Genomic DNA, 13,413 nt, shown 5'->3' with positions numbered 1-13,413 from the left:
AGCATGAATCCGACCCTGCGTTACCTGCCCCTGCTCCTGGCCCTCGGCAGCGCGCCGGCCCTGGCGAAGAACCTGGTGGTATGCACCGAGGCCGCGCCGGAAGGCTTCGATATCGTGCAGTACACCGGCGCGGTGACCAACGACGCCGCCGGCGAAGCGATCTTCAACCGCCTGCTGGCTTTCAAGCCCGGCACCGCCGAGCTGATGCCGAGCCTGGCCGAGCGCTGGGACATCAGCGAAGACGGCCTGACCTACACCTTTCACCTGCGCCGGGGCGTGAAGTTCCACACCACCGACTACTTCACGCCGACCCGCGCGTTCAACGCGGACGACGTGGTCTGGAGCTTCCAGCGCCAGCTCGATCCCCAGCACCCGTGGCATGAGTCCTCGCCGCGCGGCTACGGGTACTTCGAGTCCATGGGCATGGGCGACCTGATCAGGTCGGTGGAGAAGGTCGACGACCACACCGTGCGCTTCACCCTGACCCGCCCGGAGGCGCCGTTCCTCGCCGACCTGGCCATGGGCTTCACCTCGATCTACTCGGCCGAGTACGCCGACCAGTTGCTCAAGGCCGGCAAGACCAACGACCTCAACAGCCGCCCCATCGGCACCGGTCCGTTCGTCTTCGCCCGCTACGCCAAGGACGCGCAGGTCCGCTACAAAGCGCACCCGGATTACTTCCTCGGCAAGCCGGCAATCGACAACCTGATCTTCGCCATCACCACCGATCCCAACGTGCGCATCCAGAAGGTCCGCGCCCGGGAATGCCAGGTGGCGCTCTATCCCAAGCCGGAGGACGTACCGGCCTTGAGGCAGGACGAACGCCTCACGGTGGACGAGATGGAGGCGCTGCTCACCACCTACGTGGCGATCAATACCCAGCACAAGCCGCTGGATGACGTGCGGGTGCGCCAGGCCATCAACCTGGCGATCGACAAGCAGGCCCTGCTGGCCAGCGTGTTCGGGCCCGGCGCGGCGACCCCGGCGGTGCTGCCGTATCCGCCTACACTGCTGGGATACAACCACGCGGTGCGCGATTGGCCGCACGATCCGGCGCGGGCCAAGGCGCTGCTCAAAGAGGCCGGCGTGGAGGGATTGAAGGTCACGATGTTCATTCGCAACGGGACCTCCATCACTATTCCCAACCCGGCCCTGGCGGCACAGATCATGCAGGCCGACCTGGCCAAGGTGGGCATCGAAATGACCATCCGCTCCCTGGAGTGGGGCGAGCTGCTCAAGCGCGCCAAGAACGGCGAACACGACATGGTCATCCTCGGCTGGGCCGGCGACAACGGCGACCCGGACAACTTCGTCGGCCCGAACCTGAGCTGCGCGGCGGCGGAGTCCGGGGAAAACCATGCGCGCTGGTGCAACCGGCAGTTCGAGGACCTGATCCAGAAGGCCCGTGGCGTCACCGACAACGCCGAGCGGACCCGGCTCTACCAGCAGGCCAACGAGGTGTTCCACGAACAGGTGCCCTGGGTGCCGCTGGCGCATCCCAAGCTGTTCAACGTGCGCTGGAAGAACGTCCAGGGCTATGTCATCAACCCGATGACCAACAACAACTTCGCCACCACACGGGTGGAGTAGCGGTGGCACGGGCGGCGGTCCGAGAGGTCGCCGCCCTGGCCGACAAGAAGGAGCACCCCGCCCGCGGGCGTGCTCCGAACGATGAGGAGTAACTCGCCAAGATGCTAAGTTTCATCGCCCGCCGACTGGGGCTGCTGATCCCCACCTTCTTCGGCGTCACCCTGCTGACCTTCGCGCTGATCCGCCTGATTCCCGGCGATCCGGTGGAAGTGATGATGGGCGAACGCCGGGTCGACCCGGAAATGCACGCCCAGGCCATGGAGCGTCTCGGCCTGAACAAGCCGCTCTACGCCCAGTACCTCGACTACATCGGCAAGCTTGCCCAGGGCGACCTCGGCGAGTCGCTGCGCACCCGCGAGAGCGTGTGGAGCGAATTCCTCACCCTGTTCCCGGCCACCGTCGAACTGGCCCTGGCCGCCCTGCTGTTCGCCGGCACCCTCGGCGTACTCGCCGGGGTGATCGCCGCGCTGAAACGCGGCTCGCTGTTCGACCACGGGGTGATGGGCATTTCCCTCACCGGCTACTCGATGCCGATCTTCTGGTGGGGCCTGATCCTCATCATGTTCTTCTCCGTGGGCCTCGGCTGGACGCCGGTGTCCGGGCGCATCGACCTGCTCTACGACATCGAGCCGGTCACCGGCTTCATGCTGATCGACACCCTGCTCAGCGAGGAGGAAGGCGCCTTCGTCGATGCCCTGCGCCACCTGATCCTGCCGGCCATCGTACTGGGCACCATCCCGTTGGCAGTGATCGCCCGGATGACCCGCTCGGCGATGCTCGAAGTGCTGCGCGAGGACTACGTGCGCACCGCCCGGGCCAAAGGGCTGTCGCCGGCACGTGTGGTGTTCGTGCACGCCCTGCGCAACGCGCTGATCCCGGTACTCACGGTGTTCGGCCTGCAGATCGGCACCCTGCTGGCCGGCGCGGTGCTCACCGAAACCATCTTCTCCTGGCCGGGCATCGGCAAATGGCTGATCGAATCCATCGGCGCCCGCGACTATCCGGTGGTGCAGAACGGCATCCTGCTGATCGCCTGCCTGGTCATCCTGGTCAACTTCACGGTGGACATCCTTTATGGCCTGGCCAACCCCCGTATCCGCCACCAACGCTGAGAACCCGACCATGACCTGCTGCGCGTCGGCGATACCACGTCAAAACCCTTCTCGAGATGCTCATTTGCCGGAGCAAACTGCGCTCTCTCGACGGATTTTTCCTTGTCTCGCGCTAGCTCGCGAGGCCATGAACAGGTTCTGAGGAAGCCACATGAACACAACGACCCAACCTCTGCGCGCCGAGGCCCCCTTGGCCGAACCGGTGGCGCTGTACCCGTCCCCACTGAAGGAATTCTGGCAGGCGTTCTCGCGCAACAAAGGCGCGGTGGGCGGCCTGCTGTTCATGCTGCTGGTGGTGTTCTGCGCGCTGTTCGCTCCCTGGGTGGCGCCGCACAACCCCAGCGAGCAGTACCGCGACTTCCTGCTCACCCCGCCGATGTGGCTGGAGGGCGGGCAGGCGCAGTTCATCCTCGGCACCGACGAACTCGGCCGCGACCTGCTCTCGCGCCTGATCCACGGCTCGCGGCTGTCGCTGCTGATCGGCCTGTCCTCGGTGCTGCTGTCGCTGCTGCCGGGCATCCTGCTCGGCCTGGTCGCCGGCTTCTTCCCGCGCCTGCTCGGCCCGTCGATCATGCGCCTGATGGACATCATGCTGGCCCTGCCCTCGCTGCTGCTGGCGGTGGCCATCGTCGCCATCCTCGGCCCGGGGCTGAACAACACGGTGTTCGCCATCGCCATCGTGCACCTGCCGGCCTACGTGCGCCTGACCCGCGCCGCGGTGATGGGCGAACTCAACCGCGACTACGTGACCGCCGCGCGTCTCGCCGGCGCCGGCCTGCCACGGCTGATGTTCGTCACCGTGCTGCCAAACTGCATGGCGCCGCTGATCGTCCAGGCCACCATGAGCTTCTCCTCGGCGATCCTCGACGCCGCCGCCCTGGGCTTCCTCGGCCTCGGCGTGCAACCGCCGACGCCCGAATGGGGCACCATGCTGGCCTCCGCCCGCGACTACATCGAGCGCGCCTGGTGGGTGGTCTCCCTGCCCGGCCTGACCATCCTGCTCAGCGTGCTGGCGATCAACCTGATGGGCGACGGGTTGCGCGATGCGCTGGACCCGAAGCTGAAGAATGCGGTGTGAGGTGGATGATGGTTTTTGTGTTCGACCGGAACCCCGCCCCCTCGGCTTTGGCATCCTGCGTCGCTCTACCTCCTGCATCCATGCAGTCGTCTCCCCAGCCGGGAGAGGGGGTATACGTGCAAATCCTTCGCCCCACTCGGACAGCCCCCTCGCCCCTTTGGGGAGAGGGTTGGGGTGAGGGGATCGCGGCTCAATCCCGTACCTCATGGGTTCGCCCTCACTCCCACGACACCAAACCCTCCCCCGTAGGGACGAATTCATTCGCCCGACGTGCCTCCCATGGGCGAATGAATTCGCCCCTACGCCTCCTGGAGCCCGCCGCATGAGCCTCCTCGACATCAAGAACCTCAGCGTGCGCTTCGGCGACGCCAACGCCGTCCCGGTGGTGGACGGCCTCGATCTTCGCGTGGACAAGGGCGAGGTGCTGGCCATCGTCGGCGAGTCCGGCTCGGGCAAGTCGGTGACCATGATGGCCCTGATGGGCCTGATCGACGCTCCCGGCATCGTCAGCGCCGACAGCCTCAGCTTCGACGGCACCGACATGCTCAAGCTCAAGGGCCGACAGCGTCGGCGCATCGTCGGCAAGGACCTGGCGATGGTCTTCCAGGACCCGATGACCGCCCTCAACCCCAGCTACACCGTGGGCTTCCAGATCGAAGAAGTGCTGCGCCAGCACCTCGGCCTGTCCGGCAAGGCCGCGCGCCAGCGGGCCCTGGAACTGCTCGAACGGGTCGAAATCCCCGGCGCGGCCAGCCGCCTGGATGCCTACCCGCACCAGCTTTCCGGGGGCATGAGCCAGCGCGTGGCGATCGCCATGGCCATCGCCGGCGAACCCAAGCTGCTGATCGCCGACGAACCCACCACCGCCTTGGACGTGACCATCCAGGCGCAGATCATGGACCTGCTGCTCGACCTGCAGCGCGACCAGGGCATGGCCCTGGTGCTGATCACCCACGACCTCGCCGTGGTGGCGGAAACCGCCGACCGCGTCTGCGTGATGTACGCCGGCCAGGCGGTGGAGGTCGGCCAGGTGCCGGCACTGTTCGAGGCGCCCACCCATCCCTACACCGAGGCGCTGCTGGCGGCGATTCCCGAGCACAGCCAGGGCGCGCGCCGGCTGGCCACCCTGCCGGGCATCGTCCCCGGCCGCTACGACCGTCCGCATGGCTGCCTGCTGTCGCCGCGCTGCCCCTACGCCCAGGCGAACTGCCGCGAGCGCCGGCCGGGGCTGGATGCCCACGAGCGCGGCGCGGTGCGCTGCTTCTATCCGCTCAACCTGTCTTCGGAGGTGGCCTGATGAATGCCGTCCTGACCGCCCGCGACCTGACCCGTCACTACGAAATCTCCCGCGGCCTGTTCAAGGGCCACGCCACGGTTCGCGCCCTCAACGGCGTGTCCTTCGAACTGGACGCCGGCAAGACCCTGGCGGTGGTCGGCGAGTCCGGCTGCGGCAAATCCACCCTGGCCCGCGCGCTGACGCTGATCGAGGAACCCACCTCCGGTTCGCTGCAGATCGCCGGCCAGGAAATCGCCGGCGCCGGCAAGGCCGAGCGCAAGCAACTGCGCCGCGACGTGCAGATGGTCTTCCAGAGCCCCTACGCCTCACTCAACCCGCGGCAGAAAATCGGCGACCAGTTGGCCGAACCGCTGGCGATCAACACCTCGCTGTCCCGCAGCGAACGCCGCGAGCGGGTGCAGGCGATGATGCAGCAGGTCGGCCTGCGCCCCGAGCACTACCAGCGCTACCCGCACATGTTCTCCGGCGGCCAGCGCCAACGCATCGCCATTGCCCGGGCGATGATGCTCAACCCGAAGATCGTGGTCGCCGACGAGCCTACTTCGGCGCTGGACGTGTCCATCCAGGCGCAGGTGCTCAACCTGTTCATGGACCTGCAGGAGCAGTTCAACACCGCCTACGTGTTCATCTCCCACAACCTGTCGGTGGTGCAGCACGTCGCCGACCAGATCCTGGTGATGTACCTCGGCCGCCCGGTGGAAATGGGCGACGCGGAGCGCATCTACAGCCGCCCGCTGCACCCCTACACCCAGGCGCTGCTCTCCGCGACCCCGACCATCCACCCCGACCCGGCCAAACCGAAGATCAAGATCCAGGGCGAACTGCCCAACCCGCTCGACCCGCCGACCGGCTGCGCCTTCCACAAGCGCTGCCCCTACGCGACCGAGCGCTGCGCGGTGGAAGTGCCGGAACTGCGCCTGCTCGATGCGCGCCAAGTGGCCTGTCACCACGCGGAGGTGATCAACCCTTGACCGCCCGTAGCCCCTCACCTGTAGGAGCCAGCGCTGCTGGCGAAGCTTTGCGTAGCCCAATTTCACTCCCGCAAAGCAAAGCCGGACTACGTAGGGACGAATTCATTCGCCCGGCGAGGGAGGGCTGGGCGAATGAACTCGCTCCTGCACGGACCACGATCCCCGAGGCACGGCGGCTTTTGTAGGAGCCAGCTCTGCTGGCGAAGCTTTGCGTGGCCCCGTTTCACTCCCAAAGGCAAAGCCGGACTACGTAGGGGCGAACTCATTCGCCCGGCGAGGGTGGGCCAGGCGAATGAATTCGCCCCTGCACGGACCACGATCCCCGAGGCACGGCGGCTTTTGTAGGAGCCAGCTCTGCTGGCGAAGCTTTGCGTGGCCCCGTTTCACTCCCAAAGACAAAGCCGGACCTCCATGTAGGGGCGAATTCATTCGCCCGGCGAAGGTGGGCTGGGCGAATGAACTCGCCCCACGCCGAAGCCCGTTGAAATGTGCCCCCAAGGGCTGGAACGAATGGACTCCAGCCCTTGGCACCCTTATCGCCGAGAGCCCGTCACCGTCCCCAACGCCCCAACAACCCACGCCGCATTGGCCGTCGTTCCGCTATCGGCGCCGCGAACCTCGGCAGCGCATCGAACGGCACCCACAACACCCCTTGCCACTCCAGCAACCCGACCTGCTGCGTACCCCACTGCAACAATGTGCGCTTGGGGCAGGCAGGGCCCGTGCCGCGGGCATCGCGCAGCAGCGGCACCGCCTCCAGCGTCAGCCAGCGGCGCAGGCTGCGGTTTTCCGGGTGGTTGTAGCGCCACAGCGCCCGGTAAGCGCCGGATTCGCTGATGACCTCGACATCTTCCGTCTCGCCGCTGACCAGGGCGAAACGCACGCTGCGAATCTGGTCGTCCTCCATCATCCGGCCGATGCGCTCGGGGTGGCGATGGCCGATCAGCCGGGCGAAATCCCAGGCGGCGAACCAGGGCTGGCCGTCGATCATCACACCGCGCAAGGGGCGGTCGTAGCGGTGAAGAGTGAGGGGAGAGAAAGCGTTTTCCATGGCAAAAGACTCCTGCGTAGTTCGACGAAGACCCACGCGATTCCGGCCATAGAGCGCTGTAGAGACATGCATTACCAGGCGCGGATCGCGCCTATTCTTTCCGGGTCGCCAAACCCGGCCACGGACAACCGTGGCCGGCGCAGGATAGGCCGGGGTAGAGAGAAGAACAAGAGACATTCCGGCATGGAGTCGATGGGCGGCCACTCCGTCACGCACGTCGCTTGAAGCGCGTCCCGTATGATTGCAATGCGATTCGCTTGTACGCCCTCCACGAGGCTTGTGCTCGATCAGCCAAACGGCACTTTACCGATCCGAATCAGCGTCTATAGTCCCCGTAGTGGCACTATGCCAAGCAATGGATGGCCAGTCAGGGAACGCAGGGATGGCGAAACACCGCAAAACAACACCCACCGAAGACCTTTCCCCTATCGCCAGCCGCCTGCCCTGGTGGGCCAGCGTGCTGATTGCTGCTGGTGCCTGGTTCATCTTCCACTCCATCGCCATCAGCCAACCGGCACCCATCAGCAACCCCCACGCATTCAGTTCGCTGGTGACCGGGCAGGTTTTCCGCGCCTTCGCCCAGCTTGAGCAATGCCTGTTGCCACCTTTCTTCCTAATGGGTGCTTCCGCCTCCGTTGTTGGCCGCACTCGCCGTCGGTGCTGGAGGGGCGTGGCTAATGCCGCTCAACTTGGCAAGGCTCTGGATGGCATCAGTTGGCAGCAGTTTGAATGGCTGGTCGGTGAAATTTTCCTGGTGAGGTGGGTGGCGAAGAGAGGAATTAATTCACGGGGGTGTGTTTTGGGATATTCGATATATACGGGATGTGATGGAGGGTGCTTGGCCGCTGACGGTCAGGAGTTGCCAGTGAGCCTATTTAGAATCCACCCTATTCAGCTGCTGGATTTTTATATAGCAGGAATGATCGGGAGAAATGCAGAAGTCAAGCGAATACGGCTTGCGGTAGGAGCTGCTGACCTAACTCGTTAATTGGCTGTTAAATTTTTCTGCGTGGTGGATGGGGAGATGCGGCGTTATTACAGAATTCACTACTATTGGATTAGCGAAGAATTCCATCTAATCGCTGTTAGGCGAAAACTCGACGCCTCAATTCGAGGTACTGCAAGAAGAAGGAGTGTCAATAATGAAGCTAATTGCAGCTATTGCCCTTTGTAGCGTCGTGGTGAGCCCCGCATTTGCGCAGCCAAGCTACACAGCAGTGCTCCGCATCCACTGTAAAGATCGTGACAATGGGTCCGATCGTGCGTACACAGATTTAACAGTAACGTCTACGTCATCATGCGCAGATGCGAGAAACTCTGCTCAGCAACAGGCTCAGAGTAAAGACCAATGCAGGTACGGCGGGGGGCAGGATGATGCAAGTCGTGTTGCCACTGGAAGGACGGAATGGATTGCAACTAATACTTGCAGGTAGCTTTATCTGCATCAAATTCGAATAGATTTCTACAATTCTTCGGAGTGAAAAATGAAACTGATTCAAGCTGTATTGCTGTCATTATTTTTCTTCATCTCCTTCTCCGCCATTTCCGCGGACGGCCAACAAGCAGTTTCAAGTACTAAGGAGCCGGCAAAGCAGGAACAGAAGCTAGAATTCAAAGGTGCTGCGGAAATCCAGCCTTCTAAGGTTCTTGCAAATCGGCTTGGATACGTTGGTCCTTGCGGAGGTTGTGCTAGTGGCCCCGGTGGCGTGTGTTGCCCTTCCACTTCCAGGCCGGTCTGCGAAGGAAGTCGATGTGTATGCTGGAGAGATAGCGTCTGCCAGTGACGCCTAACTTTTCCATCAAGCGGACCGCCAAAAAGCTACGCTTTTTGTCGTCCGCTTATGTCAGACGTTAGCCACACCTTGAGATTTAGCGATGTCAGAAGAATGGTTCCAATTTCAGGAACGGATAAAAGATCACTTTGTGTCTTTGGGCGCAGAGGCTCGAACAAACGCTCGCATACAAGGTGTCAGAACATGTCACGATATCGATGTCTATGTGCAAACCAGATATCTCGGGGAGGATCTGGTATGGCTAATTGAGGCGAAATTCTGGAAAGAAAAAGTTAAAAAAAATCAGGTACTGGCCCTCAGAGCAATTGTTGATGATATCGGCGCTGATCGGGGCTTCATTGTTTCTATGGCGGGTTTTCAGAAAGGTGCCATCGAAGCCGCGGACAAAACCAACATAAAACTTAAAACATTCGACGAGCTAGCCTCTGATACAAGAGAGTTTGCAGAGAGCGAGATCCTTAGGACTTATCGAGAAAGAATAAATTTGCTTGAGGATAGATACTGGTCGCATTCCAAGCGCACGAGAATTGAGTACGGCCTTCGGCATGACGTGATTGACAATGTTTTCACTTTCACTGGCCAAGAACTTCTGGCAACCGCTAGAAGCGCAATAATGGCGGCAGAAGATAGAAATTATCCTATTGATCTACAAATGGTGCTGACAGAGCGCAAAGGTGAAGCCACCGCGGACAGTTTCCAGCAGCTATGCAATTGGCTCAATTTGAACCTAAATCACTTGGATGAGCGTCTTCTGAATGCAGAATGGCGCATGTACGAGAATGGGGACTATCGACCAAGTACTGGCAGAACCAGAGCGCGAGACTCTTACATTACTGAGCTCATAGCAAAGGCAATGACAGGCAAGCTTGAGGAGAAGTAGCGGCTAACAACTGGTTCAAACCGTTCGCTTCGCTCACTGGGACGGGCTAAAGCCCGCCCCTTAACCAAACGTTAGGCTTCATCAGTCATGCACGATCGAGTTCAAAGAAGCAACGGTCGGACGCTTTGTCAGAAGCGGGCGCCAAAGGCATCCTCAAAATGAGTTAGCCCCTGTATGTTCTAGCTACTTCATTTTGAGAACAGCAGAGCTAAGCTGCTCTTCCCTTAGCGATTTAGGAGGTCCTCAATGAAGAAAGCCTTGGTAATGCTCTCTGGCGGAGCAGATTCGGCCACAGCGCTCTTTCTGACTGCCAAAAGTTTTCAGACTAGCGCAGTCTTTTTTGACATTGGCCAACTCAGCGCTGACTACGAACTCACTTCTGCACGACAGGTGTGCCGCACAATCGGTGTGCCACTGGAGGTGGTTAATGTTTCTGGGCTAAAGCACTGGTTTCTTGGCCTGACGCCTGAGCCATCTCTCGCGATCAGCTTTGCTGGCGGTGACCGCGGTGCAAACTGTCCGCACGGATTATTCGGGCTCGCTGCCACATATTGTGTGTCTGCTGGAATTGACACCTTTGTGACTGGTATGCATGGCGGGGATGCGCCGGGACCTGAAGCGACCAAGGCGTACCTGAAGACTTGGGGTAGTGCAATTCGCGAGGTGCAGAGCGTTCAGTTCGACTTCAACTTTCCTCTCCTAGAAAAGACTAAAGCCGAAGTTTTACAGCTGGCGAGCAGTCTCGGGGTCCCGCTCGAAGTTACTCGCTCGTGTAGTCAACCAACGAGACTTCACTGCGGTGCTTGTCCAGCTTGCGTTGAGCGGAGAAATGCTTTCAGTCTTGCGGGCATACCCGATCCAACGGCCTACGCAGTTTCGTAAAGACCGCAGAGCTGTCCTCGCCGCTACCAAGCGCACGGTTGCGTGAAGCCTAACCCTTCCATCGAGAGGACGCTATCCGGCAAGTCGGGCAGCGCCTCTCATGTCAAACGTTAGACAGATCACAATACCTGCTGTGTATCAATCAAGAAACAAGGAACTTTGATATGGCGCCTGAAGAAATTGAAAAGAAGTTTGCTGAAATAGAGAATCGACTCAACGCACTAGATTCCAGAGTCGACACGTTGGAGCAGCATATCTCCTCGTCGCTTGACAACTTCGGAGATTACAAAAATAGGAACGAACAAGAACTCCAACTGATGAAGGGGCAGATTGAGAGCATGATCAACTCGATCGAGTCCCTAATTTCTGCCGCCGAATATCAGCAAAGCAATGAACGGGCCAAAGGCCTGCTTCGAAGACTAAGAAACAATCAAACAAGAATTGCTAAGCAGCTAAAGGCAAACAAAGCATGACTGAGCCAAAAGATCTTGAAAGCCGGGCAGCATTAATTGCCCGCAATGCTTATGATGAGTTCTGGATAAATCTTATTGAATGCTCACAGATTTTGCAGAATCTGGCGCCTGCCAAGAGACGCCCATGGATTATTGATGTTGTTAGAGACCTGCACAGAAAACAAGGTGGATTGTGCGCACTGTGTAATCAGCCATTAGAACTTAGTGAAATGGACGTCGACCATAAGATTCCATTCTGCTATGGCGGTGGAAACGAAAGTTCCAACATTCAGTTGGCACATAGTAGCTGCAATCGTTCCAAGCGTGCCGAAGTAGATCCACACGATCTTCTTCGCTACCTTGAAGACCGATACATGAATCTTAGTCAGTCTAACTAGTCATTCAAGCGGACCAGCTAAAGCTGGCCGCTTAACTCCAGCGTTAGAGCAACCCAAAAATTGAGCAGAGGGAAGATTTGAAGAGCTATATATACTGTCGCTATGGCTTCTCTTCTTCTTAATAATTGTTATTACTGCTGATTTCCCTATATGTCTCGGGGAGAACTGCTCATTTATTGGCTGGAAATTGCTCTTATCTAAGAATTGGATTCCATTGGTGTCGCTGTCACTTCTACTTCTTGGAGTGTTTTACTATTTTAGGTTCGACTACAGAATTTCAGGCAGCAAGAAGCTACCTGCAAAAATTGAAAAAATCGAAGACTTAAGTTCTGTACGAAAAGTACTGCCGTAAGCACCGCAGCGTGCAAGCCAGCGTGACCATCGCACCAAAACTTCTGGCGAGCTTGTCGTAACGGGTGCCAATTCTCCGGCTCTCTTTCAGCCAGCCAAACATCCGCTCGATGATGTTGCGCTGCCGATATTTCGGACGATCAAACAGCCGGGGCAGTCCTGGCTTGGGGTTGCGCTTCATGGTGCGCTGCGGAATCACCGGCTGCATGCGGTAACGGTCGCAGTACTGGCGCAGATGCTCGGCATCGTAGCCCTTGTCGGCTAGCAACCAGCGGCAGCGCTTGCGAGGCCGGCCTTGCTTGCCGGGGATGCGCACCTGATCCAACAGTGCCTGAGCATTCGATATATCGCTGGCCTGACCCGGCGACAGCAAAAAACGCAGAGGCACGCCGTTGGCATCGCAAACCATATGGATCTTGGTGGTCAGGCCACCTCTGCTGCGTCCCAAGGCATGATCTAACGGCTCTTCTGGCCCCCCTTTTTCCCGGCGCCAGAAGAGGCTCGGGTTGCTCGCACCGCTGTGGAATCAATCATCCAAGTATCCAGATCGATCAACCCCTCCTGATTCAGGCGAACGTGCAGACGCTCAAGAACCTGGTCGAACGTGCCGTCATCCCGCCAGTCACGAAACCGCTGATACACCGTCGACCATGGGCCGAACCGCTCGGGCAGGTCGCGCCAAGCTGCTCCTGAGCACAGAAGCCAGAAGATGCCATTGAGCATCAGTCGGTCATCACTGCGGGGTCGCCCCATTTTCTGTTCGGGGGAAACCAGATCAACGATCAGCTCCCAAGCTGCATCCGGGAGTTCGTAACGCTTCGCCATGCGGGCCTCCAGCCTGTCATGGCGCCGATTCTACCCGCTTAGACTTTTCGTACAGAACCTAAGAAAGCGTTCAACTAGCTCATGCAGTTTTGGCGCATGTTCGGAGTAGTCGCGCGTGCCGTTGTTGGAGATTTCGTACCACTCACTTGTGACGCTCATGCCGAACTCTATGACTTGGCCTCGGTAGGGCTGTGGCACCTTAAGAAGGAACATCGGGTCATCAGCCCGAATCAGGCCAAGCGAGAACTCTCGTACCAAGATTGCTTCAGGTAGATGATAGGTCCGATTTTCTTCAAGAAGCTGCCTTATCTCTTCTTCCGTCATGCACCTGATCTCACACATAACGATTAGCTAAAGGGCGGGCTTTAGCCCGTCCCAGCGAACGAAGTGAGCGATTTGAGCGCCTTGTTGGGCGTAGCCTGCACATTACTTGAGCAATTGATCTTTCAGCCACTTTCGAAATTCCTCTTCGGATAAGGGCTCCTTAACATCATTCCACTCGTTCCACCGCCGGTAAATCATGGCCGTCCATTCATCCGCTGTTTCTTTTATCTTGGGATGAGCTTCAAAGAAACGCACTACCGTGGCTAGCTGGCTGGCATAGCCGTTCAGTTCTTGAATTGAACAGCTCCCCGTGAGATAACGACTACCAGCATCGAGCATTTCTTTTACTTCAGGAATCTTAGATGCCATCTGCTTTTACGCCCAACAGTGATTAGATGGAATTCTTCAC

At 59.4% G+C, this 13,413-nt stretch carries 13 protein-coding genes; 10 read left to right on the top strand and 3 right to left on the bottom strand.

Features of this window, described 5'->3' with window-relative positions:
* Positions 1 to 3 precede the first annotated feature (3 nt).
* From PIN01S_RS15040 to PIN01S_RS15020, 5 genes are all read left to right on the top strand, one after another.
* Entirely contained in the window at positions 4 to 1,590 is a 1,587-nt protein-coding gene (locus PIN01S_RS15040; RefSeq protein ID WP_090257252.1) for an ABC transporter substrate-binding protein, read from the top strand.
* Positions 1,591 to 1,691: 101 nt separating this feature from the next.
* Positions 1,692 to 2,702, top strand: coding sequence for an ABC transporter permease subunit (locus PIN01S_RS15035; protein ID WP_084336499.1), 1,011 nt, complete (start codon positions 1,692 to 1,694; stop codon positions 2,700 to 2,702).
* A gap of 151 nt (positions 2,703 to 2,853) precedes the next feature.
* A complete protein-coding gene (locus PIN01S_RS15030) occupies positions 2,854 to 3,780 on the top strand; it encodes an ABC transporter permease subunit (RefSeq protein WP_084336498.1) in 927 nt (308 codons plus the stop codon).
* Between the two features lie 322 nt (positions 3,781 to 4,102).
* Complete coding sequence (locus PIN01S_RS15025) at positions 4,103 to 5,077, top strand: ABC transporter ATP-binding protein (protein ID WP_084336497.1); 975 nt, start codon at positions 4,103 to 4,105, stop codon at positions 5,075 to 5,077.
* Positions 5,077 to 6,048, top strand: coding sequence for a peptide ABC transporter ATP-binding protein (locus PIN01S_RS15020; RefSeq protein WP_084336496.1), 972 nt, complete (start codon positions 5,077 to 5,079; stop codon positions 6,046 to 6,048). The genes PIN01S_RS15025 and PIN01S_RS15020 overlap by 1 nt, the downstream gene beginning before the upstream one ends.
* A gap of 550 nt (positions 6,049 to 6,598) precedes the next feature.
* Here PIN01S_RS15020 and PIN01S_RS15015 read toward each other — a convergent pair.
* Positions 6,599 to 7,099, bottom strand: a complete 501-nt coding sequence (locus tag PIN01S_RS15015) for a BRO-N domain-containing protein (protein ID WP_169715834.1) — start codon at positions 7,097 to 7,099, stop codon at positions 6,599 to 6,601.
* Between the two features lie 382 nt (positions 7,100 to 7,481).
* Between PIN01S_RS15015 and PIN01S_RS15010 the strand changes: the two genes are divergently transcribed.
* The 5 genes from PIN01S_RS15010 (at position 7,482) to PIN01S_RS14990 (ending at position 11,504) form a co-directional block, all read left to right on the top strand.
* Positions 7,482 to 8,087, top strand: a complete 606-nt coding sequence (locus PIN01S_RS15010) for a hypothetical protein (RefSeq protein WP_084336494.1) — start codon at positions 7,482 to 7,484, stop codon at positions 8,085 to 8,087.
* A gap of 887 nt (positions 8,088 to 8,974) precedes the next feature.
* A complete protein-coding gene (locus PIN01S_RS15005; protein ID WP_084336493.1) occupies positions 8,975 to 9,772 on the top strand; it encodes a restriction endonuclease in 798 nt (265 codons plus the stop codon).
* 246 nt (positions 9,773 to 10,018) lie between these two features.
* Complete coding sequence (locus tag PIN01S_RS15000) at positions 10,019 to 10,654, top strand: 7-cyano-7-deazaguanine synthase (protein WP_084336492.1); 636 nt, start codon at positions 10,019 to 10,021, stop codon at positions 10,652 to 10,654.
* A 164-nt stretch (positions 10,655 to 10,818) separates the two neighbouring features.
* Positions 10,819 to 11,127, top strand: coding sequence for a hypothetical protein (locus PIN01S_RS14995; RefSeq protein WP_084336491.1), 309 nt, complete (start codon positions 10,819 to 10,821; stop codon positions 11,125 to 11,127).
* Positions 11,124 to 11,504, top strand: coding sequence for an HNH endonuclease (locus PIN01S_RS14990; RefSeq protein ID WP_084336490.1), 381 nt, complete (start codon positions 11,124 to 11,126; stop codon positions 11,502 to 11,504). The genes PIN01S_RS14995 and PIN01S_RS14990 overlap by 4 nt, the downstream gene beginning before the upstream one ends.
* 322 nt (positions 11,505 to 11,826) lie before the next feature.
* On the opposite strand, the gene PIN01S_RS14985 is transcribed toward PIN01S_RS14990, so the two are convergent.
* Positions 11,827 to 12,680, bottom strand: a protein-coding gene (locus PIN01S_RS14985; RefSeq protein ID WP_139809704.1) for an IS5 family transposase whose coding sequence is annotated in 2 segments (ribosomal slippage) — positions 11,827 to 12,338 and positions 12,338 to 12,680 — 855 coding nt in all. Because the reading frame shifts where the segments join, the coding sequence is not laid out codon by codon here.
* Between the two features lie 426 nt (positions 12,681 to 13,106).
* Positions 13,107 to 13,373: a hypothetical protein gene (locus tag PIN01S_RS14975; RefSeq protein ID WP_139809703.1), complete on the bottom strand. Its 267-nt coding sequence runs from the start codon at positions 13,371 to 13,373 to the stop codon at positions 13,107 to 13,109.
* Between the last annotated feature and the right edge of the window lie 40 nt (positions 13,374 to 13,413).

Source organism: Pseudomonas indica NBRC 103045, from assembly GCF_002091635.1.
Lineage (GTDB): Bacteria > Pseudomonadota > Gammaproteobacteria > Pseudomonadales > Pseudomonadaceae > Pseudomonas_M > Pseudomonas_M indica.
Note: the sequence above shows the minus strand (reverse complement) of the source record. Positions and strands in the feature narration are given on the sequence as shown.

What these genes read in the sequence shown, in the direction of transcription:
- PIN01S_RS15040 (WP_090257252.1), top strand. Translation starts at nt 4, where the DNA reads ATGAATCCGACCCTGCGTTACCTGCCCCTGCTCCTGGCCCTCGGCAGC.
- PIN01S_RS15035 (WP_084336499.1), top strand. Translation starts at nt 1,692, where the DNA reads ATGCTAAGTTTCATCGCCCGCCGACTGGGGCTGCTGATCCCCACCTTC.
- PIN01S_RS15030 (WP_084336498.1), top strand. Translation starts at nt 2,854, where the DNA reads ATGAACACAACGACCCAACCTCTGCGCGCCGAGGCCCCCTTGGCCGAA.
- PIN01S_RS15025 (WP_084336497.1), top strand. Translation starts at nt 4,103, where the DNA reads ATGAGCCTCCTCGACATCAAGAACCTCAGCGTGCGCTTCGGCGACGCC.
- PIN01S_RS15020 (WP_084336496.1), top strand. Translation starts at nt 5,077, where the DNA reads ATGAATGCCGTCCTGACCGCCCGCGACCTGACCCGTCACTACGAAATC.
- PIN01S_RS15015 (WP_169715834.1), bottom strand. Translation starts at nt 7,099, where the DNA reads ATGGAAAACGCTTTCTCTCCCCTCACTCTTCACCGCTACGACCGCCCC.
- PIN01S_RS15010 (WP_084336494.1), top strand. Translation starts at nt 7,482, where the DNA reads ATGGCGAAACACCGCAAAACAACACCCACCGAAGACCTTTCCCCTATC.
- PIN01S_RS15005 (WP_084336493.1), top strand. Translation starts at nt 8,975, where the DNA reads ATGTCAGAAGAATGGTTCCAATTTCAGGAACGGATAAAAGATCACTTT.
- PIN01S_RS15000 (WP_084336492.1), top strand. Translation starts at nt 10,019, where the DNA reads ATGAAGAAAGCCTTGGTAATGCTCTCTGGCGGAGCAGATTCGGCCACA.
- PIN01S_RS14995 (WP_084336491.1), top strand. Translation starts at nt 10,819, where the DNA reads ATGGCGCCTGAAGAAATTGAAAAGAAGTTTGCTGAAATAGAGAATCGA.
- PIN01S_RS14990 (WP_084336490.1), top strand. Translation starts at nt 11,124, where the DNA reads ATGACTGAGCCAAAAGATCTTGAAAGCCGGGCAGCATTAATTGCCCGC.
- PIN01S_RS14975 (WP_139809703.1), bottom strand. Translation starts at nt 13,373, where the DNA reads ATGGCATCTAAGATTCCTGAAGTAAAAGAAATGCTCGATGCTGGTAGT.